The 24,062-nt window shown below is 65.9% G+C and carries 24 protein-coding genes and 1 tRNA gene; 9 read left to right on the plus strand and 16 right to left on the minus strand.

Annotated features, from left to right (window positions below):
* Window positions 1–70 precede the first annotated feature (70 nt).
* Window positions 71–697 carry a TetR/AcrR family transcriptional regulator gene (locus L5G33_RS18770; RefSeq protein ID WP_236999700.1) on the minus strand — a complete coding sequence of 209 codons (627 nt, stop codon included), beginning with the start codon at window positions 695–697 and terminating at the stop codon, window positions 71–73.
* A gap of 82 nt (window positions 698–779) precedes the next feature.
* Between L5G33_RS18770 and L5G33_RS18775 the strand changes: the two genes are divergently transcribed.
* The 3 genes from L5G33_RS18775 to L5G33_RS18785 all read left to right on the plus strand — a co-directional run bounded on the left by L5G33_RS18775 (window position 780) and on the right by L5G33_RS18785 (window position 3,693).
* Window positions 780–1,952: an alpha/beta hydrolase family protein gene (locus tag L5G33_RS18775; RefSeq protein ID WP_236999701.1), complete on the plus strand. Its 1,173-nt coding sequence runs from the start codon at window positions 780–782 to the stop codon at window positions 1,950–1,952.
* Window positions 1,953–2,062: 110 nt separating this feature from the next.
* Window positions 2,063–2,902 carry a mycofactocin-coupled SDR family oxidoreductase gene (locus L5G33_RS18780; RefSeq protein WP_236999702.1) on the plus strand — a complete coding sequence of 280 codons (840 nt, stop codon included), beginning with the start codon at window positions 2,063–2,065 and terminating at the stop codon, window positions 2,900–2,902.
* Window positions 2,902–3,693, plus strand: coding sequence for an SDR family NAD(P)-dependent oxidoreductase (locus tag L5G33_RS18785; protein ID WP_236999703.1), 792 nt, complete (start codon window positions 2,902–2,904; stop codon window positions 3,691–3,693). The genes L5G33_RS18780 and L5G33_RS18785 overlap by 1 nt, the downstream gene beginning before the upstream one ends.
* Window positions 3,694–3,695: 2 nt before the next feature.
* On the opposite strand, the gene L5G33_RS18790 is transcribed toward L5G33_RS18785, so the two are convergent.
* A complete protein-coding gene (locus L5G33_RS18790) occupies window positions 3,696–4,094 on the minus strand; it encodes a hypothetical protein (RefSeq protein ID WP_236999704.1) in 399 nt (132 codons plus the stop codon).
* 113 nt (window positions 4,095–4,207) lie between these two features.
* Window positions 4,208–4,281: transfer RNA gene (locus L5G33_RS18795), tRNA-Leu, on the minus strand.
* Window positions 4,282–4,354: 73 nt separating this feature from the next.
* Between L5G33_RS18795 and L5G33_RS18800 the strand changes: the two genes are divergently transcribed.
* A complete protein-coding gene (locus L5G33_RS18800; RefSeq protein ID WP_236999705.1) occupies window positions 4,355–5,209 on the plus strand; it encodes a 3-hydroxyacyl-CoA dehydrogenase in 855 nt (284 codons plus the stop codon).
* On the opposite strand, the gene L5G33_RS18805 is transcribed toward L5G33_RS18800, so the two are convergent.
* Window positions 5,194–5,799, minus strand: a complete 606-nt coding sequence (locus L5G33_RS18805; protein WP_236999706.1) for a TetR/AcrR family transcriptional regulator — start codon at window positions 5,797–5,799, stop codon at window positions 5,194–5,196. The genes L5G33_RS18800 and L5G33_RS18805 overlap by 16 nt on opposite strands.
* Window positions 5,800–5,869: 70 nt before the next feature.
* Between L5G33_RS18805 and L5G33_RS18810 the strand changes: the two genes are divergently transcribed.
* On the plus strand, window positions 5,870–7,246 hold the full coding sequence (locus L5G33_RS18810; RefSeq protein WP_236999707.1) for an MDR family MFS transporter: 1,377 nt from the start codon (window positions 5,870–5,872) through the stop codon (window positions 7,244–7,246).
* A 126-nt stretch (window positions 7,247–7,372) separates the two neighbouring features.
* Window positions 7,373–8,083 (plus strand): DsbA family oxidoreductase, encoded by a 711-nt coding sequence (locus tag L5G33_RS18815; RefSeq protein ID WP_236999708.1) that lies wholly within the window; start codon window positions 7,373–7,375, stop codon window positions 8,081–8,083.
* Between the two features lie 7 nt (window positions 8,084–8,090).
* On the opposite strand, the gene L5G33_RS18820 is transcribed toward L5G33_RS18815, so the two are convergent.
* Entirely contained in the window at window positions 8,091–9,227 is a 1,137-nt protein-coding gene (locus tag L5G33_RS18820) for an Rv3169 family protein (RefSeq protein ID WP_236999709.1), read from the minus strand.
* Window positions 9,224–10,357: a phosphotransferase family protein gene (locus tag L5G33_RS18825; protein ID WP_236999710.1), complete on the minus strand. Its 1,134-nt coding sequence runs from the start codon at window positions 10,355–10,357 to the stop codon at window positions 9,224–9,226. Before L5G33_RS18825 ends, L5G33_RS18820 begins: the two co-directional genes overlap by 4 nt.
* Window positions 10,358–10,574: 217 nt before the next feature.
* On the opposite strand from L5G33_RS18825, the gene L5G33_RS18830 reads away from it, so the two are divergent.
* Window positions 10,575–11,465, plus strand: coding sequence for a Bax inhibitor-1/YccA family protein (locus L5G33_RS18830; protein ID WP_236999711.1), 891 nt, complete (start codon window positions 10,575–10,577; stop codon window positions 11,463–11,465).
* Between the two features lie 100 nt (window positions 11,466–11,565).
* On the opposite strand, the gene L5G33_RS18835 is transcribed toward L5G33_RS18830, so the two are convergent.
* From L5G33_RS18835 to L5G33_RS18870, 8 genes are all read right to left on the minus strand, one after another.
* Window positions 11,566–12,573: a glycine betaine ABC transporter substrate-binding protein gene (locus L5G33_RS18835; RefSeq protein ID WP_236999712.1), complete on the minus strand. Its 1,008-nt coding sequence runs from the start codon at window positions 12,571–12,573 to the stop codon at window positions 11,566–11,568.
* On the minus strand, window positions 12,570–13,283 hold the full coding sequence (locus tag L5G33_RS18840) for an ABC transporter permease (RefSeq protein WP_236999782.1): 714 nt from the start codon (window positions 13,281–13,283) through the stop codon (window positions 12,570–12,572). Before L5G33_RS18840 ends, L5G33_RS18835 begins: the two co-directional genes overlap by 4 nt.
* A 107-nt stretch (window positions 13,284–13,390) precedes the next feature.
* A complete protein-coding gene (locus L5G33_RS18845) occupies window positions 13,391–14,635 on the minus strand; it encodes an ATP-binding cassette domain-containing protein (protein WP_236999713.1) in 1,245 nt (414 codons plus the stop codon).
* On the minus strand, window positions 14,632–15,276 hold the full coding sequence (locus tag L5G33_RS18850; protein WP_236999714.1) for an ABC transporter permease: 645 nt from the start codon (window positions 15,274–15,276) through the stop codon (window positions 14,632–14,634). The genes L5G33_RS18845 and L5G33_RS18850 overlap by 4 nt, the downstream gene beginning before the upstream one ends.
* A 177-nt stretch (window positions 15,277–15,453) precedes the next feature.
* The gene (locus L5G33_RS18855) at window positions 15,454–16,731 is read right to left on the minus strand and encodes a competence/damage-inducible protein A (protein ID WP_236999715.1); all 1,278 of its coding nucleotides are present in this window, start codon (window positions 16,729–16,731) and stop codon (window positions 15,454–15,456) included.
* A 56-nt stretch (window positions 16,732–16,787) separates the two neighbouring features.
* Entirely contained in the window at window positions 16,788–17,411 is a 624-nt protein-coding gene (locus L5G33_RS18860) for an MspA family porin (RefSeq protein WP_236999716.1), read from the minus strand.
* 37 nt (window positions 17,412–17,448) lie between these two features.
* Window positions 17,449–18,081: an MspA family porin gene (locus L5G33_RS18865; RefSeq protein ID WP_236999717.1), complete on the minus strand. Its 633-nt coding sequence runs from the start codon at window positions 18,079–18,081 to the stop codon at window positions 17,449–17,451.
* Between the two features lie 336 nt (window positions 18,082–18,417).
* Window positions 18,418–19,641, minus strand: coding sequence for an acetyl-CoA C-acetyltransferase (locus tag L5G33_RS18870; RefSeq protein WP_236999718.1), 1,224 nt, complete (start codon window positions 19,639–19,641; stop codon window positions 18,418–18,420).
* 97 nt (window positions 19,642–19,738) lie between these two features.
* On the opposite strand from L5G33_RS18870, the gene L5G33_RS18875 reads away from it, so the two are divergent.
* Both L5G33_RS18875 and L5G33_RS18880 read left to right on the plus strand, forming a co-directional pair.
* Window positions 19,739–21,148 (plus strand): cystathionine beta-synthase, encoded by a 1,410-nt coding sequence (locus tag L5G33_RS18875; RefSeq protein WP_236999719.1) that lies wholly within the window; start codon window positions 19,739–19,741, stop codon window positions 21,146–21,148.
* A gap of 4 nt (window positions 21,149–21,152) precedes the next feature.
* Entirely contained in the window at window positions 21,153–22,310 is a 1,158-nt protein-coding gene (locus L5G33_RS18880) for a cystathionine gamma-synthase (RefSeq protein ID WP_236999720.1), read from the plus strand.
* 75 nt (window positions 22,311–22,385) lie between these two features.
* Here the strand turns inward: L5G33_RS18880 and L5G33_RS18885 are convergent, their stop codons facing one another.
* On the minus strand, window positions 22,386–23,285 hold the full coding sequence (locus tag L5G33_RS18885; RefSeq protein WP_236999721.1) for a DUF559 domain-containing protein: 900 nt from the start codon (window positions 23,283–23,285) through the stop codon (window positions 22,386–22,388).
* A 154-nt stretch (window positions 23,286–23,439) separates the two neighbouring features.
* Complete coding sequence (locus L5G33_RS18890) at window positions 23,440–23,937, minus strand: SRPBCC family protein (protein WP_236999722.1); 498 nt, start codon at window positions 23,935–23,937, stop codon at window positions 23,440–23,442.
* Between the last annotated feature and the right edge of the window lie 125 nt (window positions 23,938–24,062).

Here is a 24,062-nt window from a genome sequence, read left to right on the forward strand (position 1 = left end):
GACAAAATGCTCTTAAGCAGAGTCCTCGGTTCGGACTACACGTGTCAACTGATTTCGCTGGGTGCGGCGGTCATGTTCGGGCCTGGAGCATTGCGCACGCCATCTCCTCCACCTCGGATTCGAATGCTTCCGGCTCGGGTGCGCTATGGCCTTCCCGGTCGCGCTCCCACGCCGCGTACGCATTGATCACGAACCGCACCACTAGCCCGACCCGTCGTCGGGCGTCGGCCTCGGGGAGGTCGACGGCCAGTGTAATCCGGTGCAGAAGCGTGGACAGATCGTTGAGTGAGTCGTCGAGCGGGTAGTACTCGGCGCTGTCGCCGTCGAACCGCGGCCCACCGAGCACGTCGAGTGGCACCGACGCCAGCCACTGCTCGTTGAAGCGTGCCCAGTAGCTGGGATGTCGGGTGACTTCGGTGGTCAGTGGGCGCACGTAGGCGTGGACCAGCTGCTTCATGTCGGGTTCGTCGATCGCCGCGACCAGCGCCGCTCGTTCGGCGTTCATCTGCGGCGAGTGTCGTGCCCAGATCGCGTCGAGCAGTCCGTGCCACGACCCGAAGTGGTAGCTGATCGCCGAACTGTTGCGGTGGCCGGCGTCTTTGACTACCTCCCGCGCCGACACTCCGTAGATGCCGCGCGCGGCGATGAGCCTCTCGGCGGAGTCCAGCAGAGCGGACCTCCCTGTTGACAGCGACATGGATCACACATTACTAATGGATTCATCCAGCTGATTAATGCACGTTTATTAGACCGGCTCGGGGCTTGGTCACGGAGGATCCATGCGCAACACGGCTACCCGGCTCGCTGTCGTCGTGTCGGCTGTCGGCGTGCTATTCACTGCTGTGGCCTGCTCCGACTCGAACGATGACGATGCGTCGCTCGAGCCGGGCACACTGATCTCTGACCGCACGATCACGGGCGCCCCGGCGCTGCCGAGTGCCGATCGCACCGTCTTGGTCACCTACACGTCGCAGACCGCCGCGGGCGCGCGAGACCTGGTCTCGGGGACGGTCGCGATCCCGCAGGGCGACGCACCAGACGGCGGCTGGCCGGTGATCAGCTGGGCGCACGGCACTGTTGGTGTCGGCGACGCGTGCGCTCCGTCGGCCGACACTGTGCACGGGCCGTCGCACGGCTACCTCGGACGTACATCGGCGATGCTCGATCGTTGGGTAGCGGCAGGCTATGCGGTGGTGCAGACCGATTACGAAGGTCTCGGTACGCCCGGCGACCACCCGTATATGAACGGCGACAGCGCGTCGAATACCGTTGTCGACATCGTGCGGGCGGCTCGTGATCTCGACCCGAACATCGGCACGAAATGGATCGCGATGGGCCACAGTCAAGGTGGTCACGCCGCGATCTATGCCGCGGCACGTGGTCAGGACCGCGCTCCGGAACTCGACTTGCAGGCGGTCGTCGCGATGGCGCCGGGGTCTCGCACCAGCGACGTAGTCTCCTACTTTCAGGCGGGTAAGGGGCTCGACCAGGCGATGCGCTTCCTGCCGATCCTGCTGCTCGGTGCCCAAGGGGCGCGGCCGGACCTCGACGCCGACGCCATGCTGACGCCGGAGGCGCTGCCGCTGTTGACTGCTGCTCGCACTGGGTGCATGGACGACGTGCAGGCGGCTGCAGCCGAGGCGCCCACCGGTGGGATCTTTAATCCCGGTGCGAATCTGCAAGGGCTGCATGACTATTACACCGGCCAAGAGCTCGAGTCGCTGAAGCTGACCGTGCCAACGATGATCGTGCAGGGCGGTGCCGACCAGCTCGTGTTTCGCGCCGTGACAGACAAGGAGGTCACTGCACTGTGTGGTGGTGGCGCCGACATCGCCTACCGCGTGTACGACGGCGCAGATCACCGTGCTGTGCTCGAGCGTTCATTCGACGATGTTCGCGCTTACGTCGATGGCGTCCGTACTGGTGAGGAGCCTGCGGGAACGTGTGTCTGAGCGAGAGATCGTGCCGGACCGTCTCGATCGGTGGGGAACGCGCGACAGCACACCCGACAATGAACCCCGAGTTTCGTTTAGCCCGGTTCTGATGAGGAGTTTTGATTTTCATGGCAGATGAGTTCAAGGGGCAGGTCGTTCTGATCACCGGCGGGGCACGGGGCCAGGGCCGGGCGCACGCGGTGGCGTTCGCTGAGCGCGGCGCGGACATCGTGCTGTGCGACCGGTGTGCGGATTCGCCTGCGGTGGCGTACCCGTTGGCCACCGAGGCCGATCTCGCGGAGACGGTCCGATTGGTGGAAGCCACTGGGCGCAAATGCATTTCGGCAGTGTTCAACACCACCGACCGGGCGGCGCTGAACGAGCTGGTCGCACGCGCAGAATCCGAGTTGGGTCGCATCGACATCGCGGTCGCGAATGCGGGCGTCTCGGTCGCTGTTCCGGTCCAATACATGACGGATGAACAGTGGTCGGAGGTCATCGGCTCCAACCTGACTGGTGTCTTCAACACGGTCGCGGCGGTGTCGCCGGGGATGATCAAGCGCGGGTACGGCCGCATCGTCACCATCTCGTCGATGCTCGGTCGCGCGGGCAACACGAACATGGTCGGCTACTCGGCGTCCAAGTGGGGTGTCATCGGCCTCACCAAGAGCGCCGCGCTCGACCTCGCCGACCATGGCATCACGGTCAACGCCATTGCGCCGGGCAACATCTCGACTCCGATGGTGCACAACGACGCGCTGTATTCGATGATGCGCCCGGACCTCGAGAATCCCGGCCGCGAGGACGTCGCTTCGATCTTCGAGTCGCTGCATGCGCAACCGGTGCCGTGGCTGGAGCCGGAGGAGATCACGCGCGTGGTGCTGTTCCTGGCCGATCGGGCCAGTTCGCACATCAGCGGCATCGTCGTTCCGGTCGACGCGGGTAATGCCGGCCGGGTCACGGGCTGATGGGCGCAAGGCTCGAGGGACGCGTCGCGGTGGTCACCGGTGCTGGTATGGGCATCGGTGAGGGCATTGCGACGGCGTTCGCACGTGAGGGCGCGTCGGTGCTCGTCGCCGAGATCGACGAGGCCGCAGGCGAATCCGCTGCGGCGTCGTTACGTGCTGACTGGGGTGTCCAGGCGGAGTTCATCCGCACTGACGTCACCGACAAAGCGCAGGTGCTCGCAATGGTGGACCGTGCCGTGACTCGGTTCGGGCGGCTCGATGTCCTGGTCAACAATGCGTGGCGCTCATCGGGTTACGCGCATCTGGAGAAGATGACCGACGAGCAGCTGCGTGGCGGGTTCGACATGGCCGTGATGGCTGCCTTCTGGGCGATGCGGGCGGCCTTGCCCGAGCTCGAGAAGCACGGGTGTGGGCGGGTCATCAACCTGTGTTCGCTGAACGGTGTCAACGCGCACATGTACTCGGTGCAGTACAACGCGGCTAAGGAAGCGCTGCGCACGCTGACGCGTACTGCGGCGCGCGAATGGGCGCCGAAACAGGTGTGCTGCAATGTGATCGCACCCGGAGCTCAGAGTGCGGCCTACCGCCGGGTGGCCGAAGGCAATCCGGCGATGGCTGCAACCATGGCGTCGGCGAACCCGATGGGGCGCATCGGCGATCCGCTCGACGACATCGGTCCGGTCGCAGTGTTCCTCGCCTCCGACGACAGCCGCTACCTGACCGGCAACACGCTGTTCGTAGACGGCGGAGCCCACATCAACGGCGTCCAGTGGGCGCCGGAGGTCGACTAGCGCTAGCCGGGACTGTGATGCGGCCGCTTGCGGAGGTGCCAACGACCAGCTGGAGCGCTGTGTGGTGTGGCTTCTCCCGCATGCCTGACGATCAGGTCGTCGCGGTCGTGGCCGAGGCTCGTGGCGCGTTGTTCGGACCTGTCGAGATCCTGGCGGGCGCGACGTCCGCGCCGTGCCGTGCGTCGTGCGCCGGCGAGGATCAGCGCGAGCCCGAACATTGCGATGGCCCCGAGCGCTACTCCGTAGAGAAACAGCGTTCCGGTGGAACCGCTCACGTGGTACCCGAAGACAGAGAAGCTGTCGGTCGTCAGCACGTGGGTTCCGCCGTTGTTGTTCAAGACTCCGACGGTCACCAGAATCACGGCAGCGACGAGAATGACGACTCCGAGGACGATAGTCATAGGAGATCCCTCCTTGCGACTGGCCACCCTGGGGTGGTCGACACGATCGGCGACGTTGACAGAGCCCTGTCAGATGTGACGTCGATCACTATCTATCGTACGCTTTATCCCAGTGCCCCCAGTCGGACTCGAACCGACAACACGCGGATTTTAAGTCCGCTGCCTCTGCCAATTGGGCTATGGGGGCGCGAAAGCAAGCATGCCAGGTGTGCCGAATGCGTAGATTGGGGTCCACCTGTTGAGCTATCAAGGAGTTCAGTATGACCGACATCAAAAAGGTAGTGGTCCTCGGTACCGGTGTACTCGGTTCGCAGATCGCGTTCCAGACCGCCTATAGCGGCTTCCATGTCACCGCCTACGACATCAACGATACGGTCATCGCCGCAGCCAAAGAGCGGTTCGCAGGTCTGGTCGAGACGTACAAGAACGAGGTCGCGGGCGCAGCGGACGGCAAAGCCGAAGCGGCGCTGGGCAACCTGAGCTACGCCACCGATCTCGCGGACGCCACGGCCGATGCCGATCTCGTCATCGAGGCCGTGCCGGAGGTCCTTGACCTCAAGCGCAGCATCTACACGACGCTCGGCCAGGTGGCGCCTGCCAAAACGATCTTCGCCACCAACTCGTCGACGCTGCTGCCGAGTGACATGGCCGAAGCGACCGGCCGTCCCGACCGCTTCCTGGCCCTCCACTTCGCCAACCGGGTCTGGTCGTCGAACACCGCAGAGGTGATGGGGACCGCTCAGACGTCGTCCGACATATTCGATACCGTCGTCGAGTTCGCCTCCGAGATCGGCATGGTTCCGATTCCGATCCACAAAGAGAAGGCGGGCTACGTCCTCAATTCGCTCCTCGTCCCGTTCCTTAACGCCGCCCTCGACCTCGCTGCGGGCGACTATGCGGCTCCTGCCGACGTCGACAAGACGTGGCGAATCGGTACGGGCTCGCCACTCGGCCCCTTCCAGATCTACGACATCGTCGGCCTGAATACCCCGTACAACATCCTCGTCAACGGCGGTCCGCACGAAAAGGAACTCGCCGCGTGGCTCAAAAGCAACTACATCGATGAGGGCAAGCTCGGCGTCGCCGCGGGCGAAGGCTTTTACAAATACGGCTGAGCCGCTGCGACCAGCGGTAAGAACACCTCGTCGACGATGGCCTCCAGCGTCTCGTCGGGAACCGCCCGCAACGTCATCATCACCTCGTGTCGGTAGAGGCTGTACGGAACGGCGCGGACCAGCGGAGTCAGCCGTGCGGGATCGATCTCGCCGCGCTCCACGCCGCGGTCGAGAATGTCATCGACCGCGGTCCGCGACCGGCCGAGTAGTAGTTCGCGGACCTCGCTCGGTGTCGACCCTGTCTCCGCGTAGTAGTCACCGAGACTCGCGCTGAGTAGGACGAGGAAATTGGACCGTTGACGGTTGGAACGCCGCAACACGGTGAGAAGATCACTCCGCACGCTGCCGGTGTCCGGGGCGGTGGTGTCCTCGGCGGCCCCATGGTGCCTGATCGCAGCCTGCAACAGTTCCGCACGCGTCGCCCACCTGCGATACAGGACCGGCCTGCTGGTCCCTGCGCGTTCGGCGACCGCCTCGAACGTGAACCCCTCATACCCTCGGTCCGTCAACTGATGCCATGCGGCGTCCAGGATCGCCGCTTCCAGTTCCGCGCCGCGCCGGCGCGTAGTCCGGCCGTCATTAAGAGCCACTTGCGCATCTTAACGCAGCCTCGTATCGTCGCATCTGTCATTTAAGATACAGATCTGAACCTAAGGGGTAATGGTGTCGACGACGGCAGTGGAGGCAGTCCCCACCGAAGCCAAGCGTGTCGCCGTGGCCGTGATCGCAGGTCTCATCGCACCGATTCTTGACACCACCATCGTCACGATCGCGTTCGACGAGCTCACCCGTGAACTCGGCTCGACCGTCGACACCGTCCAATGGACCAGCACCGCCTATCTGCTCGCGCTCGCCGTCGCCGTGCCGTTGGCCGGATGGGCGGCTACCCGCTACGGTTCGCGCCGCGCCTGGCAGGTCGGCGTCGCTGCGTTCCTCATCGGTTCCGTGCTCTGCGCCGCCGCGTGGAATGTGCAGGCGCTCATCGCGTTCCGCGTGCTTCAAGGGTTTGGCGCCGGACTGCTGTTTCCGCTGATGACGTCGATCCTCGTCGCAGCGAGCGGAGGGCGCGCTCTCGGTCGACTCGTCGCCATGGTGTCGCTGCCGACCGCGCTCGGCCCCATTCTCGGCCCGGTGATCGGCGGCCTCATCCTGCACTGGCTCAACTGGCACTGGCTGTTCCTCGTCAACGTGCCCGTCTGCGTCATGGCACTCGTGCTGTCGTCGCGCATCCCCGACGATCGCCGAGCCCACGCGCCCGCCCTCGACTGGACAGGCCTGCTCCTATTGGCTCCCGGACTCGCGGTGTTCTTGCTGGGACTTTCGAACGCGCACGCCGGAATCGTGCGGACCGATGTCCTCGTACCGCTCGCGATCGGAGCCGTGTTGCTCGCGGTGTTCGCGATACGATCCGTGTGCGCGCGAGGGGAGACCCTCCTCGATGTCGGCGTCCTCGCCGTCCGCAACGTCGCCGCGTCGTCGATCGGACTGTTCTTCTTCGGTCTCGCCACGTTCGGCGCGATGCTCGCGCTGCCGCTCTACTTCCAGCAGGTGCGTGGCGAATCGGTCCTCGGCGCCGCCCTCATCCTCATCCCACAGGGCGTTGGAGCCCTGGCGAGCCGATCACTGGCAGGTCGTTTCACCGATACGATCGGCGCGCGATGGGTGGCCGTCTCCGGTTTCGCCGTCGTCGCCGTCGCGACGATCCCGTTCGCCGTCGCCGACGATGCCACGAGTACCGTCTGGCTTGGCGTCGCGCTGCTGGTCCGCGGCCTGGGGCTCGGGATGCTCCTCAGCCCGGTGATGGCGTCCGCGTTCGTCGGCCTACCGAACGCTTACCGGCACGACGCATCGATGACGACCCGCACCTTCCAGCAACTCGGCGGATCGGTCGGGACCGCGATGGTCGCAGTGGTCATCACCGCCGGCGTGAGCGCCACCGCGGGCTTTCACGGAGCCTTTTGGTGGACGACTGTGCTCACCGCCGTCGGCGGTGTGCTCTCGCTACTGCTGCCCGGCCGGGAAGCGCGAACCCTGTGAGAACTTCGGCACTTGTTTTCGGCCTGACGCCGAAAATAAGTGCCGAAGTCCTCGTAGGTTCGGAACAACGGCGGAGCACCCGGTGTTGGATACCTCTGACAGCCCGCCCATCGGAGGAACGCCATCATGCAGGTCGAGATCTGGACCGACGTCAACTGCCCGTTCTGTTACCTCGGGAAGAAGCGGTTCAACGACGCGCTCGGCCAGTTCGAGCACGCCGATTCCGTTCAGGTGACGCATCGCTCGTTCGAACTCGACCCGACGGTGCCCGCCGGGACGTCGGGCAGCGTCGTCGAACACCTAGCGCACAAGTACGGGCGGACCCTCGAACAGGCCGCCGACGGCGAGCGTCAGCTCGGCGCCGCCGCGCACGACGCGGGCCTGGCATACGTGACGACGGGCCGCGACTACGGCAATTCGTTCGACATGCACCGGCTCCTGCACTGGGCGAGCGCCCTCGGCCGCCAAGAGGAGATGCTCGACGCGCTGTACCTCGCGAACTTCGCGGATGAAGCCGCCCTGTTCGGCAGCGACGAGCGGCTCATCGGAGTCGCCGTCGACGCCGGATTTGACGAGGCGGCAGTCGCCGACGTGGTCGCCGACAAGACGCGTTACGCCGACGACGTCCGCCGCGACGAGGCACAAGCCGAAGAGTTCGGCGTGCAAGGCGTCCCGTTCTATGTCTTCGACCGCAAGTACGCGGTGTCTGGCGCCCAACCCGTCGAGTCATTCGCGCAGGTCTTGGCCCAGGCGTGGGGCGACCGGCCCGCCGCGCCCCAACTGTTGAACACCGACGGCGACGCCTGCGGACCGGACGGGTGTGCGGTGCCGCAGTAGAACCCGACTACGGGGCGGTCGCCAGGTAGTCGGCGAAGCCGTACTGGTCGTGGGGGCCGATGACGGCGAACTCGAAGAGGCCGTCGCCGGTGAACACATCGCCGCCGACTGTGCAGGTGAACGTCGAATAGTGGTCGACCGGGCAGAACATCTTCATCGTCGGATCGAGTTCGGAGATCTTGTTCCGCAGCGCCTCGACCTTCTCGTCGCCCTGCCACATACCGTGCCGCCAGTCCTGTTCCAGTCCGTAGCCGGTGCCGAAACCTATGTAGTTGGCGACCTGCGGCTCACACTCCACCCGCGTGATGGTGCCGTCGGGCTTCACGAAGCGCAGCGTCGCGCGGGCGGGTTCGCGTGTGCCCGAAACGAACTCGATCTCGTGCTCTACCCGGCCCAACCATTCTGGCTCGCGCGCGGGGTCGTTCCACACGCGTTTCGCGTCGCCCATGATCCGTTCGCCCGTCCGCAACTCCTGGACCACCACGACGATCGCGAACTCGTCGAACCGCATAACCGCATAGATCCAGAAGAACGACGACGCACCGCTGTCGGCGGCTCGACGTCCCGGCGGCTCCGCCTCGCCGACGGGGCGTACGCCCCATGATCGGTCGCGGTTGCCGCGCCAGGTGTCCGGCTGTACGTCGAAATCGACGCCGTCGACGGTCAACGCGCCCGTCCAGGCGCCGCTCTGGACGAACCGCATCGTGTCGAACGTGACCCGCTCCAACTGTCGCTGGAAATGTCTCGGCTCCAGCACCGCGGGCCCGGCGGCGTCGAAGACCAGGTCGAACGAGACATCGCCGTGCCCTGGCTCCAACGAGATCCGCAGCCGTTGCAGTCCTTCCAGGACCTGTACTTTCAACGGTCCGATCGACAGGTCGTTCCGATTGTCGCCCAATGCCTTCGACGCACGCACGACGATGTGGTCGTCCCCACGTCGGACCACCGCGAAGCCGTCCACCACGCCGAGGTTCGGGTAGACGCCCAGCCCGACGATCAACCAGGGGTCCGGGTCGTCGCCGCGCATATCTCCGTGGCAGTTGAAGTAGTAGCGGTCGTAGAAGTTGCGGTCCGACGTCCCGACGTGCCGGATGACCTCCGACACCTGGTGGATCGGGTAGTCGTCCATCTCCGAGAGCGTCATGACTCACCTCGTTCGGCGACCGACGACCAATATGTTCCCGCCATCATCGCTTCGACACTCGCGCGGTGCATGATCATGTCGTCGGGATCGGCGGGCTCGTCGGCCTGGCCGAAGTGGATTGCGCGACATTGGATTCGGTACATGACGACGGCGTGGATCAACGCCGCGTACAGAGTGTAGAAGTCGAGGTCGGCGGGTGGGTGGCCGGTCTGCCGCTTGTACTCCGCGGCCACGTCGTCGCGCGTCAGGAAGTCGGGCAGGCCCGCCATGCCGGCGAGTTCGGTGATGTCCTGGAAGAAGCGGTGGATGAAGATCATCCATGCGACGTCGAGTTCACGTGGGCCGAGCGTTGCCATCTCCCAGTCGAGGACGGCCACCGGCGTGAAGTCGCGGTACATTATGTTGCCGATACGGGCATCGCCCCAGCACAACACCGGCTCCGACGGCTCGGGCATATGCTCGTCGACCCACGCGAATCCGCGCTCGATCAACGGCGCACCCGCACGCCCCTCGGACGCCCAGCGATAGAACTCGCGCAGTCTGCGGACATGCGAGCGCAACGGATCTTCACCCGGCTCGACGACGGGGACGCCGACGCTCGGCAGGGGAGCGGCGTGAATCTTCGCGAGCACCCCGACCGACTCGGTCATCAGCCGTCGCTGTTGCTCGGGCGTCCCCTCGGACACCCACGACCCGAACGTGTATGGCATCACGTCCGGCGGAACGTCGCCGTCGACGCGACTCATCACGAAGAACGGCGCGCCCAGCGGTGCCGGGTCGGGTTCGGACCACCACAGTCGCGGCACCGGTACGTCGGTGTGCTCGGCGACGTGGCGGATCAGCCGGTACTGACCGTCCAAGTCGTAGGACCCGAACACCGGATCGCTGTCGGGCATCGGGGCGACACGGGCGACGAGGTCGTGGTCGGCGCCGTCGACTCGCGCGGAGACGAGGAGCGTCTCGCTCGACATCCCGTTGGCTGACGGAATGTCGACCGCGGTGACCTGCGCGCCCGGTCCTTCGTGCGACTTGAGCCACGTGTCTAAGCGTTCGCGGAGCCAGCTCGGGTCACGGCGCGACTCGCTCGGTCGCGCGACCTGGGCTCCGTCGTCTTCTGTGAGTGGGGACACAGTTGGATTGGAACACGTTTCAATGCGCAGTGGGGCCGGATGGTGACGATCCGGCACTAGACGTCCGACGGGTCCGACGACCTGCTGGGCGGTTTGTGACGGGCTCGGTCAAGAACCGGTAAAGTAGGGAACACAGCGGGTCCGACGTTCGTTCAACCATCGAGTCAGTCGTTCGCAGACACATTTGATGCGCACCGTAACCGTCTAAGGAGCACACGTGCGAGAGAGCAGTAACCCGATCATGCGAGGCGTGGTCCGAGACAATAAGAAGGACGCGGCCGGCTACGCGACCTTCGGCACCGGCATGGCCGGCGTGGGCCAGGCTTCGGCGATGCAGGGCCAGCAGCAGTACGCGGACCAGTACACGCAGCCGGGCTACGCGCCGTCGACCACCACGCGCACCCTGACCATCGACGACGTCGTCACCAAGACCGCGATGACGGTGGCCACGGTCATCGCCTTCGCGGCGGCGACCTACTTCATCATCAGCGGCCGCGAGACCGTCGACGACCAGATGGCGCTCGCCGCGCCGATCATGGGTGTCGGCGCGATCGCCGGCCTCGTCCTCGTCCTGGTCGCGACCTTTGGCCGCAAGCAGGACAACCCGGCGATCGTGTTGGCATACGCCGCATTCGAAGGTCTGTTCGTCGGCGCCATCTCGTTCGTCTTCGGCAACTTGATGGTCTCCGACGTCTCGGCGGGCGCCCTCATTGGCCAGGCCGTGCTCGGCACGATGGGTGTCTTCGTCGGCATGCTCGTGGTCTACAAGGTCGGCGCGATCCGCGTGACCCCGCGCTTCACCCGCATGTTGACCGCAGGCATCTTCGGCGTACTCGCCTTGGTGATCGGCAACTTCGTAATCGCCATGTTCACCGGCGGCGACGGCCTGGGCATCCGCTCGGGCGGGCCCATCGCGATCATCTTCTCGCTGGTCTGCATCGCGCTGGCCGCGTTCTCGTTCCTCATCGACTTCGACTCCGCCGATCAGCTGATCCGCGCGGGCGCGCCGTCTAAGGCAGCGTGGGGCGTCGCCCTCGGCCTCACCGTCACCCTGGTGTGGCTGTACGTCGAGATCCTGCGCCTGCTGAGCTACCTCAACAGCGACTAGTCGTCGACCAGTCACAACGGCCCGGCCCCCACGGAAAACCGTGGGGGCCGGGCTTTTTCTCATCCCGTGTGCTCCACCGGTGGGTGCTCCACCCGCCGGGTCAGTTCGGGACGATCAACTTCTCACTGACCAGCCAGTCGAAGGCGACGTCGGCCGGGTCTTCGCCTTCGATGTCGACGCGTCCGTTGAGGTCCCGCATGACATCGTCGTTCAGCTTCGACGACACCGTCTCCATGAGTTCCGCGATCTGCGGATACTCGTCGAGCACAGGTTTGCGGACCACGACGCTGCCGCTGTACGGCAGGAAGTACTTGCGGTCGTCGACGAGCACCTTGAGGTCGAGGTTCGGTATCCGGCCGTCGGTGGAGAACACCATGCCGAAGTTGCACGGCGACCCCTTCGCGGTGGCCGTGTAGATGACGCCGGAATCCATCCGGGTCACGTTCGACTGAGGAACACCGTCAGCGGTGTCGAACGGGATGCCGTACGCCTCCAGCATGGGCAGGAAGCCGTCGGACCGACTGAAGAACTCGTCGTCGATGCAGAAGGTGCGCTGGTCAACGGGCAACGCCGCCACGTCCGACAATGTTGTGACACCGAGACGGTTCGCCGTCTCCTGCGACGCGGCGAAGGCGTACGTGTTGTTGAGCGATGACGGCGGCAGCCAGACGAGGTCGTTCTCGGCTGCCTCGATATCCCGCACCTTGTTCCACAGTTCGGTGGGGTCACTGATGGGGTCGGTGCGCTCGTGATACACGACCCAACCGGTGCCGGTGTACTCCCACTGCAGGTCGGTCTCGCCGCGGAGCTGAGCTTGCCTGGACGACGCGGCGCCGGGAGCGCCGGTCATGTCCTTGATGTCGGCGCCGGCCGCAGCCAGGTAGGTGGCTGCGATCTTTCCGAGCACCACCTGCTCGGTGAAGGCCTTGGAGGTGACGGTGATCGCCGCGCCGTCCAACGGCTTGTCGCCGTCGGGGAGATGTGCGGAGCGCAGCGTCCCGGACGAACTGATGAGACCGCAACCGGCCAGCGCGACTGCCAGGAGTACGGCGACGAGCACGACGGGGACAACAGTGGCGGGGCCACCTCGTCGGAGTAGGCGGCTCATCGCATTCCCTTCGGAGTGGCGAAGTATTCGACCAACCGGCCGATCCAGTCGACAGCGAGCGCGAGCAGTGCGACGAGCACGGCTCCCGCGATCAGGACTTTGGGCAGGAACACGGTGATGCCGGTGGTGATCAGCGTCCCGAGGCTGGTCGCGCCGATGAACGTGCTCAGCGTGGCGGTACCGACGAGGATGACCAGCGCCGTCCGCACACCGTTGAGGATTACCGGGACGGCCAACGGCAACTCCACCTGGAACAGCGTGCGGCGGGTCGAGTACCCGATGCCGCGCGACGCCTCGATGACGTGCTGGTCCACTTGGCGCAGGCCCGCGATGGTGTTCTGCAGAATCGGCAGCACCGCGTAGACGATCAGGCCGAGTACCGCGGTGCGAAAGCCTGTGCCGAGCGCGAAGGTGAGCAGGACCAGCAGGCCGACCGCGGGCGCGGCCTGGCCGATGTTGCCCAAGCCGACGGCGATGGGCGCGAATCGTGTCATCGACGGCCGGGTCAGCAGGATGCCGAGTGGAATGGCGATCGCGAGCACGACGACGGCGGCCGTCGCGGTGAGCTTGATGTGGGCGATGATCGTGTCGACCAACACCGACGAGTTGAGCTGTGCCGACTCGTTCGCGGTGAAGTCGGTGAGCGCATGCCACGTGATGAAGCCGACGCCGACGACGACGATGACGAGCGGCTCGAGCCAGACGTCCATCGGGAGGCGACGCGACGACGCCCAGAGCGACGCCGCCCGTGTCGGCGCTGAACCCGGTGCGTTCGAACCCGGCGCTTCGACGCCGGTCAGGTCACCTGCCTGTGAGCTCACGGTGCAGTACTCCCCGGGTTGGCACTACTCCCCGGTTTGGTACCCGGCTGGCCGTTCTCGGCCTCGGCGAACTCGATGTAACCGATCTCGTCTGGTTGCGCCTCGTCGAGCTGGCCGCGGATGATGTCGATGACGCGACCGATCCGCAGCCAGCCGAGGAGACCGCCGTCGCCGTCGGTGACCAGCGCACCGCCCTGGCTCGCGGCGAGCATCACGTCGAGCGCGTCCTGGAGCGTCGACGACGGCGCCACCGTGGGAAGCCTGGCGTCGACGTACGCGGACACTCTCGGCACGGACGCCACTTCCTCGATGGACGGCCAGGCGCGGGGCCTGCGCTGGCCGTCGACCACCACGACCCAGCTGCTGTTGGCGGCTCGCGCTCGCGTGACCACGTCGTCCGACGCTTCGTCCACCGTCGCGGTCGTGACCGTATCCAGTTCGACGTCCTTGACCCGGGTCAGCGACAGCTGCGCGAGGGTCGCGCCCGAGCCGATGAACTCGCGGACGAAGTCGTTCGCCGGGTTCGCCAGGATCTCGGCGGGAGTGCCGTACTGCTCGACATGTCCGCCCTTGGAGAAGATCACGACTCTGTCGCCGAGCTTGGTGGCCTCCTCGAAATCGTGGGTGACGATGACGATCGTCTTGCCGACCTTCTTCTGGATCTCGATCAGGCTGTCCTGCAGGCGGACCCGGGTGATCGGGTCGACGGCGCTGAACGGCTCGTCCATGAGGAGGACGGGCGGATCCGCGGCGAGGGCTCGTGCGACGCCGACGCGCTGCTGCTGGCCTCCCGACATGTCTTTGGGGAGCCGCTTCCCGAACTCGGCGGGGTCGAGCCCCACCAGGTGCAGCAGTTCGTCGGTGCGTCGTGCGATCTCCGACTTGTTCCAGCCCAGCACGCGGGGGATCGCGCCGACGTTCCGTTCGACGGTCCAGTGCGGGAACAGGCCGCCCGATTGGATCACATACCCGATGGACTGCCTCAACTCGTCGGGATTCTCGTGTGTCACATCGCGGTCGCCGATGTAGATCTGACCGCTCGTCGGCTCGACGAGACGGTTGATCATCTTGAGCGTCGTCGTCTTGCCGCAGCCGGACGGGCCGACGAAGGCGACGATTTCGCCTGCGCTGATCTCCAGGTCGAGTTCTGCGACGGCGGGTTCGCCCTGCCTCTTGTATTGTTTGCGCACTCTTTCGAGCCGAATCGACGATCCGGCGTTCTGGCCATCGGTGGTGGTCATTGGATTCCCCTCGGAATAGTCAGCCGTCCGAGCAGGACCAGCAGAGCGTCGAAGATCAAAGCGATGATGATGATGAGGACGGTCCCGGTGAGCGTCATCTCCAGCGCGTTGGCGCCGCCGAGTCGGGCGAGTCCGTTGAAGATCAGCGACCCGAGCCCCGGACCGAGCACATACGCCACGATCGCGGCGACGCCGACGATCATCTGTGTCGAGACCCGAATGCCGGTGAGGATCACCGGCCACGCGAGGGGCAGTTCGACGGTCAGCAGGATCCGTCGCCTGGAGAAGCCGATACCTCGAGCCGACTCGACCACGCCCGGCGGAACCGACCGGAGCCCGACGATCGCATTGCCGACGACGGGCATCGCCGCGAAGAAGGCCAACATGATGAATGACGGGACGACCCCGAGCCCGAACGGAATGATCAGAAGAGCAAGCAGAGCGAGTGTCGGGATCGTGAGTGCGATGCGGCTCGTGGTGACCGTCAGTGCTGAGCCGAGCGGCAGGCGGTAGACGAGCAGTGCCACGGCGATCGCGATGACCGAACCGACGAGCACGGTCTGGAACGCGAGGGACGCGTGCTGATACGACAAGAACGCGATCGTCCCTTCGCGACCCTGCAGGTAACCCCAGATATTCACGGTATGCGCCGATCGGGTCTCGGTGGACGATCGACCGTCGGCGGATCGAGTCTGGCGGTCATCTGGCCCACTTCCCGTTCGATTCGGTGCCTGCAGGCACCGAACGTTTCTACGATCCCCACATCTTTACGGGGTCGGAAGCGAGCATCCCAGAGTTGGAATCGCGGTGAGCAGAAGTCAGTCGAATCCGAGTGTGTCGACGACGAGGTGGAGCGCAGCCGCGACGGTCAGTTCGCGGACCTGCTGCCGGTCGCCGGGGAACTGACGGGTGACGGCGAACGTGTCGCGGCCGGCCACCGCGACGCCGATGCAGACGGTGCCGACGGGTTTGCCCGGCACGGCGCCGCCCGGACCCGCGATACCGGTGGTGGAGACGGCGACGTCGGCGTGCAGGCGTGCGGCGACGCCGTCGGCCATCGCGACGGCGACCTCCTCGCTGACCGCACCGTGTTCGGCGATCATGTCGGCCGGAACGCCGATCGCGCCGGTTTTGACGTCGTTCGAGTACGAGACCACGCCGCCGAGCATGTACGCCGACGATCCGGGGCGGTCGGTGAGGCGCGCGGCGACGAGGCCGCCCGTGCACGATTCGGCCGTCACGATGGTGCGATCGGCGAGTCGTTCGATGAGTAGGTCGTCGACCGCACGTCCGTCGGTGGAGTAGATGCGGTCGCTGTGCCGCTCGAGGAGGAACGATGCGAGCGCGTCGTACGCGGAGGCGTCGTTCGCGGCGAACTGTGTGCTGATCTCGAGTTCCCCGCCCCGCATGCAGGTGGTGACCTCGAGCGCGTGGAACCCGGCCACCGTCGTCTCGGCGTCCACGAGTGACGCTGCGAGGTCGGGTTCGGACAACCCGTATGCGCGGAGCGTCTCCAGGGTCGCGGGGACGCGGTCGCGGAGGGCGGTGGTGACGGTGTCGGTGGTCAGGGCGGTCGGCCACATCGATTGCAGTTCGCGGGGCGGCCCGGGAAGGACGAGGACGGCCGGCCTGGCTTCGCCGGCGGGGACCGCGACCCCCGGTGCTGTCCCGGTCGGCGGAATCGCTTCGGCCCCTTGGGGAATCAACGCCTGCTTCTCGATCGCGGCGATCGTCGACGAGGGGAGTTCGTCGACGGTGGAGTACCGGCGCCAGGAACGGATCACCGATTCGATGGTGTGCGCCATCTCCGGATCACGAGCCAGCGGGCGGGATGTGAACTCGGCGACCGTCGCGACGGTCAGGTCGTCGGCGGTCGGGCCGAGTCCGCCGGTCGTCACGATCAGGTCGACGCCCTGCGTGGAGAGGAAGTCCAGTTGTGCGCGAAGGTCGTCCGGCCGGTCGCCGCACACCGTCAGATGGGCGACGTCGACGCCGAGTTCGAGAAGTCGCTGCGACACCCACGGGCCGTTCCGGTCGGCGATCCAGCCGCTCAGTACTTCGGTCCCAGTGACGACGATCCCCGCACGTGTACTCACGAATTCGAGAGTACGCGTGCGGGGATCGTCCGAAACTGCTCTGGCGCTGAGAGCTGTCAGCCGATGCTGAACGGCTTGCCGAGCAGCGTGATATTTCCCTTGAAGGTGTCGGTCTTGACCTGAACCTTCACAAGGGCACGCGCCGAGGCGTAGCCGGCGCAGCCGTCGACGCTGAAGCGCTCCTGGCTGTAGGCGAGACCGCCGCGGCCGTTGGAGAAGCTGATGGAGTTGATGTCGGCGTCATCGCCGGCGACGTTGATGATCGGCTTGAAGCCGGCTTCGCCTGGGCCCAGGTTGAACTCGCCCGAAGCGCTGGGCTCGGGAGCGCCCTCAGCAAGCTCGCCGGTCTCGGCACCGCTCTTTGCGCCGAAGTTGAGCTGGCAGCCGACGAGGTAGCCCGCGGTCAGAGTCGCGCCCTTGACGTCGCCCTTGGTGCTGATGGCGATCTTGCCGGAGACCCAGGCCTCACGGCTGGTCGGGACGTTGGTGACGGCCTTCGAGCGGGTCACCGACTCGTCGTAGAGGCGGATCTGGACGCTGTTGCCGTCGCCCAGGTTCTTGCTCTTGAAGCCGCCGGGCAGCTTGCCCGCGTCGGCGGTGCCCGCGACGGTGCCCGACGCGGCGATGAGCGCGGCGCCTGCGATGGCGGCGCCTGCGACGATGCGAGAGTTCTTCTTCATATCAGTTCAAGTCCTTGTGCAGTCAGTCGTCGGGAGGTCAGTTGAGGCTGAACGGCTTGCCGTACAGGGTGGACTGCACGTAACCGCTGTCCGCGGAGATCGCGTCGTCCTCATTGGTGAAGCCGTCGGCGGCTAGAACCTGGACCACCGAGCGTGCCGACGCGTAGCCGCCGCACTGCTCGACGTTGATCTGGAAGCCGTCGACCATCACGGTGCCCTTGCCCTTCTTGAGAGCAAGGGAGTCACCCTTGATGAACTTGACTTCGCCCGGCTGCAGCGGCACGGACAAGGCACCACTGAGGGAGGGGCCGCTCTGCGAAATGGATCCCGAGAGCCCACCGGAGAGTCCGGTGATGTTGACCTGGCAGCCGACCAAGTAACCCACGGTCATCGAGCCGGTGCCCTTGCTGAGCGTGGCCTTGTACGTGCCTGAGACGGCGGCCGAGCGGCCTGCGCCGTTATTCGCGACCGAGTGCAGCCCGCGAGCGCTCTCGGCGGAACGCTTGAGCTTGACCACCTGGCCGTCGATGCCGGTAGAGGTCTTGCTGCCGCTGGGGAGGCGCGCCGCATCGGCGTCGCCCGCGTTGATCATCAGACCGGCGGCGCCGACTGCTGACACAGCGGCGACCGCTGCAGCGCGACGCGCGATCGTTGTGGCCTTCTTGCTCATTCAAGGTCTCCTACAGAGTGCGGGGAGGGTCGGACGTTCGTATGGTTTCCCGGGGGGAACTGTAACGTAAGGACACCCTCAGTGCGAACGTAAGATTCAGGCAGATTCATATACAACCTGATGGAATCCTCATAGTTGGCACAGAATTAACTTTGTGTTCGTTTGAGCTGATCGGATGATCATCTTTCTTGTCCGGATTGGGCACTTCCCGGCCACTTCCGGTAACGCGCCGTCGCAGATGTGAACATCTTGTTTCGTTGTCGCCCAAGGCGTCCCGAAACGACGACGGGCGGCCCCAGAGAAACCGGGGCCGCCCTTTCGGTGAGTCGCGTCAGGTCAGTTGAGGCGCTCGATGATCATCGCCATGCCCTGGCCGCCGCCGACACACATCGTCTCCAGGCCGAACTGGCCGTCGTACGTGTTGAGGTTGTTCAGCAGGGTGGTGGTGATGCGGGCGCCGGTCATGCCGAACGGGTGGCCGAGTGCGATGGCGCCGCCCGACACGTTCAGCTTGTCGTGGTCGATGCCCAGTTCGGCCGCGGATCCGAGGACCTGGACGGCGAACGCCTCGTTGATCTCGGTCAGGTCGATGTCGCTGATCGACATGCCTGCCACGCGCAGCACTTTGCGGACCGCTTCGATCGGGCCGAGGCCCATGATCTCCGGGCTGAGGCCCGTCGCAGCGGTCGCGACGACGCGTGCGAGCGGCTTGAGGCCGAGCTCCTTGGCCTTCGTGTCGCTCATCACGACGAGAGCGGCGGCGCCGTCGTTCAACGGGCAGGCGTTACCGGCCGTGATGGTGCCGTCCGGACGGAACACCGGCTTCAACTGCGAGATCTTCTCGTAGGTGGTGCCGGCGCGCGGCCCGTCGTCCGTCGACACCTGGGTGCCGTCGGGCAGCGTGACCGGATCGATCTCGCGGGCGAAGAAGCCGTCGTTGATGGCCTTCTCCGTGCGGTTCTGCGACAGGACGCCCCAGCGATCCTGGTCCTCACGCGAGATGCCCGTGTAGCTGGCGACGTTCTCAGCGGTCTGACCCATCGCGATGTAGACGTCCGGGATCAGGCCGTCCTCACGGGGGTCGTGCCAGGTGCCCGCGCCGCCCTCAGCGGCCTTCTCGGTGCGGGCTTGCGCGTCCGCGAACACCGGGTTCTTGGAGTTCGGTGCGCCGTCGGCCGCGCCCGAGACGCCGAAGCTGGAGACACTCTCGACGCCGCCGGAGATGAAGACGTCGCCCTCGCCCGCCTTGATGGCGTGCAGCGCCATGCGAGTCGTCTGCAGGGACGACGAGCAGTAGCGGTTTACGGAGACGCCGGGAATATGGTCGTATCCGAGCTGGACGGCGACGCTACGGGCGATGTTGTAGCCGCCCTGTCCGCCCGGCTGGCCGATGCCGAGGTGCAGGTCTTCGATGAGCGACGGGTCGAGCTCGGGCACCTTGGCGAGAGCGGCCGCAACCATCTGGCGAGCCAATTCGTCGGGGCGGACGTCCTTCAACGATCCCTTGCCTGCGCGGCCGATCGGGGAGCGGGCTGTTGCAACAATCACTGCTTCTGTCATGCGCGTCACGGTACCCCTGTTACAAGAACGTGTGTTTTGTTCAGGCCAGTGACGGGGTGCGCAGGCCCGAATGCCGCGAAGGTGCGAACATGGAGGCATGCGCATCGCGAATCACGTCGTCGACCTGGTCGGAAACACTCCGCTCGTGAAGCTCAACTCGGTTGTGAAGCCGGGTGCGGGCCTCGTCGCAGCGAAAGTGGAGTACCTCAACCCCGGTGGCAGTTCCAAAGACCGCATCGCCACCCGGATGATCGACGCGGCCGAAGCGTCCGGCGAACTGAAGCCAGGCGGCACCATCGTCGAGCCGACATCGGGAAACACCGGTGTCGGGCTGGCGCTCGTCGCCCAGCAGCGCGGCTACAAGTGCGTGTTCGTGTGCCCCGACAAGGTCGCCGAAGACAAGCGAAACGTGTTGCGCGCGTACGGCGCCGAAGTGGTCGTGTGCCCGACGGCGGTCCCGCCGGAACACCCCGACAGCTACTACAACGTCTCCGACCGGCTGACTCGCGAGATCCCCGGCGGGTGGAAGCCGAACCAGTACGCGAACCCGAACGGGCCGCTCTCGCACTACGAGACGACCGGCCCCGAGATCTGGCGCGACACCGACGGCACGGTGACACATTTCGTCGCGGGCGTCGGTACCGGCGGCACCATCACCGGTACCGGCCGCTACCTGAAGGAAGTCTCGGACGGTGCGGTGAAGGTCGTCGGCGTCGACCCCGAAGGCTCCGTCTACTCCGGCGGCTCGGGGCGCCCGTACCTCGTCGAAGGCGTCGGCGAGGACTTCTGGCCCGACGCCTACGATCCGACGATCCCCGACGAGATCATCGCCGTCAGCGACTCCGACTCGTTCGAGATGACCCGTCGTCTCGCCCGTGAGGAAGGCCTCCTCGTCGGCGGGTCGTGTGGCATGGCCGTCGTCGCCGCGCTCGAAGTCGCCGAACGTGAAGGCCCCGACGCCGTCGTCGTCGTCCTGCTGCCCGACGGTGGACGCGGCTACATGTCGAAGATCTTCAACGACGAGTGGATGAGCAGCTACGGTTTCCTCCGGACTCCGCTCGGCGGTGCAGCGGTGCCCGAGTCGACCGTCGGCAGCCTGCTGCGCGACAAGGCCGGATCGCTGCCCGACCTCGTCCACACCCACCCGCAGGAGACGCTGCGCGACGCCATCGAGATCCTCCGCGAATACGGGGTGTCGCAGATGCCCGTCGTCGGAGCCGAACCGCCGATCATGGCGGGCGAGATCAACGGAGCTGTCAACGAACGCGACCTGCTGTCGGCCGTGTTCGAAGGACGCGCCAGCCTCGCCGACCCGGTGTCGGCGCACATGGGTGAGGCTTTTCCGCTGATCGGCGCGGGCGAGCCGGTCGCGACCGCGATGAGCGCGCTCGGCGAATCGGACGCATTGATGGTCGTCGAAGAGGGCAAGCCCGTCGGCGTCATCACCCGCCACGACCTGCTCGCGTTCGCGAGCACCCACCCGATCCCCGCGCAGAAGGAAGGCTGAGAAGATGACCGACTCGGGCGAGCCCACCCAGGGTTTCTCCACGAAGGCGATCCACGCAGGCTGGGATCCGGACCCGCAGACCGGTGCCGTCAACGTGCCCATCTTCGCGAGTTCGACGTTCGCGCAGGACGGCGTCGGCGGCATGCGTGACGGTTTCGAGTATGCGCGCACCGGCAACCCGACACGTCGGGCGCTCGAAGCGAACATGGCGGCGATCGAGGGCGGCACGTACGGGCGCGGATTCTCGTCCGGCATGGCCGCCACCGACGCGATGCTGCGGGCCGGGCTGCGTCCCGGCGACCACATCGTCATCCCGAACGACGCGTACGGCGGGACGTTCCGACTCATCGACAAAGTCTTCACCCAGTGGGGGATCTCCTACTCGGTGGCGCCCGTCGTCGACCCGGACGCCGTCGCCGCCGCGATGACCCCGCAGACCAAGCTCGTCTGGATCGAGACGCCGACCAACCCGCTGCTCAACGTCGGCGACATCGCGAAGCTGGCCGACGTCGCGCACGCGGGCGGCGCACGTCTGGTGGTCGACAACACGTTCGCGACGCCGTACCTGCAGCAGCCGCTGTCGTTGGGCGCCGACGTCGTCTTGCATTCGACCACCAAATACTTGGGCGGCCACTCCGACGTGGTCGGCGGCGCGATCGTCACGAACGACGAGCAGACCGACGCCGACATCGCGTTCCTGCAGAACGGTTCCGGCGGGGTGCCCGGACCGTTCGACGCCTACCTGACGATGCGTGGCATCAAGACGCTGTCGGTGCGCATGGACCGTCACTGCGACAACGCGGAGAAGCTCGTCGAATTCTTCTCCGCGCACAAAGCGATCGAGACGGTCCTGTACCCGGGGATCGACGGCCATCCCGGCCACGCGACCGCGGCCGCGCAGATGCGCCGATTCGGCGGCATGATCTCCGTCCAGCTCGCGGGCGGGCGCCAGGCCGCGCTCGACTTCTGCGCGAAGACCAAGGTGTTCACGCTTGCTGAATCTCTCGGCGGCATCGAGTCGCTCATCGAACACCCCGGTGCGATGACCCACGCGTCCACCGCCGGTTCGCTCCTCGAAGTCCCGGACAACCTCGTCCGACTCTCCGTCGGCATCGAAGACGTCGAGGATCTCGTCGCGGACGTCGATCAGGCACTGCGCTGACGGAGCTTTCCATACGCTGTTTGCACTTCGGCACTTTCTTTCGGCGTCACGCCGAAAGAAAGTGCCGAAGTCGTTTCAGGCCACGCGCTGACGGAGATCGATCGCTTCGGTGAGTTCGCGCAGCACCTCGTCGGGGGCGAACTCGAGTCGTTCCCACGTGAAGATCAGCGGGAGCCAGCCCGCTTTGCTGAGCATGTTCGTGGTCTGCTGGTCGCGTTCCCACCGGGTGTGGTCGTGATGGAACGCCCAACCGTGCATCTCCACCGCGATCTGCAGCTCGGGCCAAACGAAGTCGAGGCGGCGGCCGCCGAACCAGACCTGCTGCCGCCAGCCGGTGATCTTGTGTCGGTGAAGGAAGCGAACGAATTTTCGTTCCAGTTCCGATTCGGACAGGTCTTCGGCTGAGGCCAGGAGTTTGCGCGCTTTCGCCATCCCGTACGCGCCGCAGTTGCGGTCGAGTGCGGCGCGCAACTGTGTCAGCGTCACTCTCCTCGCCTGGAGCGCGCGGTCCATGATGGCGATGCCGTCGTCGAGGTCAGCAGCTGCCGCGAGCACTGTCAGCGGGAGAGCGGTGGTCCGCACATCGCGCACCGTGGCGAGGTCTTCCGCGGGGAACGTGCGCCGCCGAACGGTCGTGTCGACGGCGCACCTCGCGCCGTGGGACGAGCGAGCGACCGATAACGTGACCGGGGTCGGCAGATCGACGAGGAGACCGTGCAGCGACGCCGCTGACACCCGGTCGATGACACCGCCGTGCGCGAGTGCAGCGATCCGGAGGAGCGCGATGTCGGTCATCCGATGCTCAGCGGACAGGAACGTCGAGTGGGCGTGCCGAACCCACAGCCCGGCAATGGATTTCCCGTATACCTCGTCGTGCGACATACCGAGGTGCCTCGCCTGATCTGTCGAGATCACACCGTCGTGGTCCGCTAAGAACTCGGCGACTTTCACCGCCTTCGACCGTTGTTCCCCCATACTCAGTCAGACGCAACGGCCGCCGAAACGGTTCCGCACAACCCTCTCGGGCGTGTCGAACCATCACACCGTCAGGCCTCTACGACTTCGGCACTTTCTATCGGCTGTACGCCGAAACAAAGTGCCGAAGTCGCATTACAACGGACCCCCTCGGTCAGAACGTCGCGAAATGCTTGATCGTGTCGGTCCGCACGGTGCCGAACGCGCCGTTGGCGATGGGGCCGGAGAGTGCAGGCGGGAGGCCGACGCCCGCGAGTTCCATCGCGAACTTCCAGACCAGGCGCGTGCCGTGCGCGGCGGGAGAGACCTCGGTGTACTCGCCGAACTTTCGCAGGCCGGGGATGTTGGCTCTGACCGCGCGGAACCCGTGACGGTACGTTGACGCCGCAGAGTCTTCGTCCCAGATGAAGAATTCCTCGTCCATCTTGATGAAGCCGGGAGCGAGGACGACCGAACGCGTAGTGCCGACGTGGTGCGGCTGCGCCGAAGTGAAAGTGACCGAGGTGAGTGCGCGACACCAGTCGAGCGTGTTCTGGCGCGTGAACTCCGCCCACGCGACGTCCGGGGCGACGGGCAACGTCACGTCGATCTCGTAGCGCATGGGCGCGGCGTCGTAGAACTGCTCGTCAAAGGATTCAAGATCGTATGCCATGCCGCGCAGTGTAGCGCCCGCCACAGAAGCCGGGGTGACCGAACGCCCGGCCCGAGATGGAACCGAACAGCGACCCAGTGCGTCTAAACGAGTAGAGAGACTCACCGGCGCGGGGGATCGGTCGG

This window comes from Gordonia liuliyuniae (genome assembly GCF_021738805.1).
Lineage (GTDB): Bacteria > Actinomycetota > Actinomycetes > Mycobacteriales > Mycobacteriaceae > Gordonia > Gordonia liuliyuniae.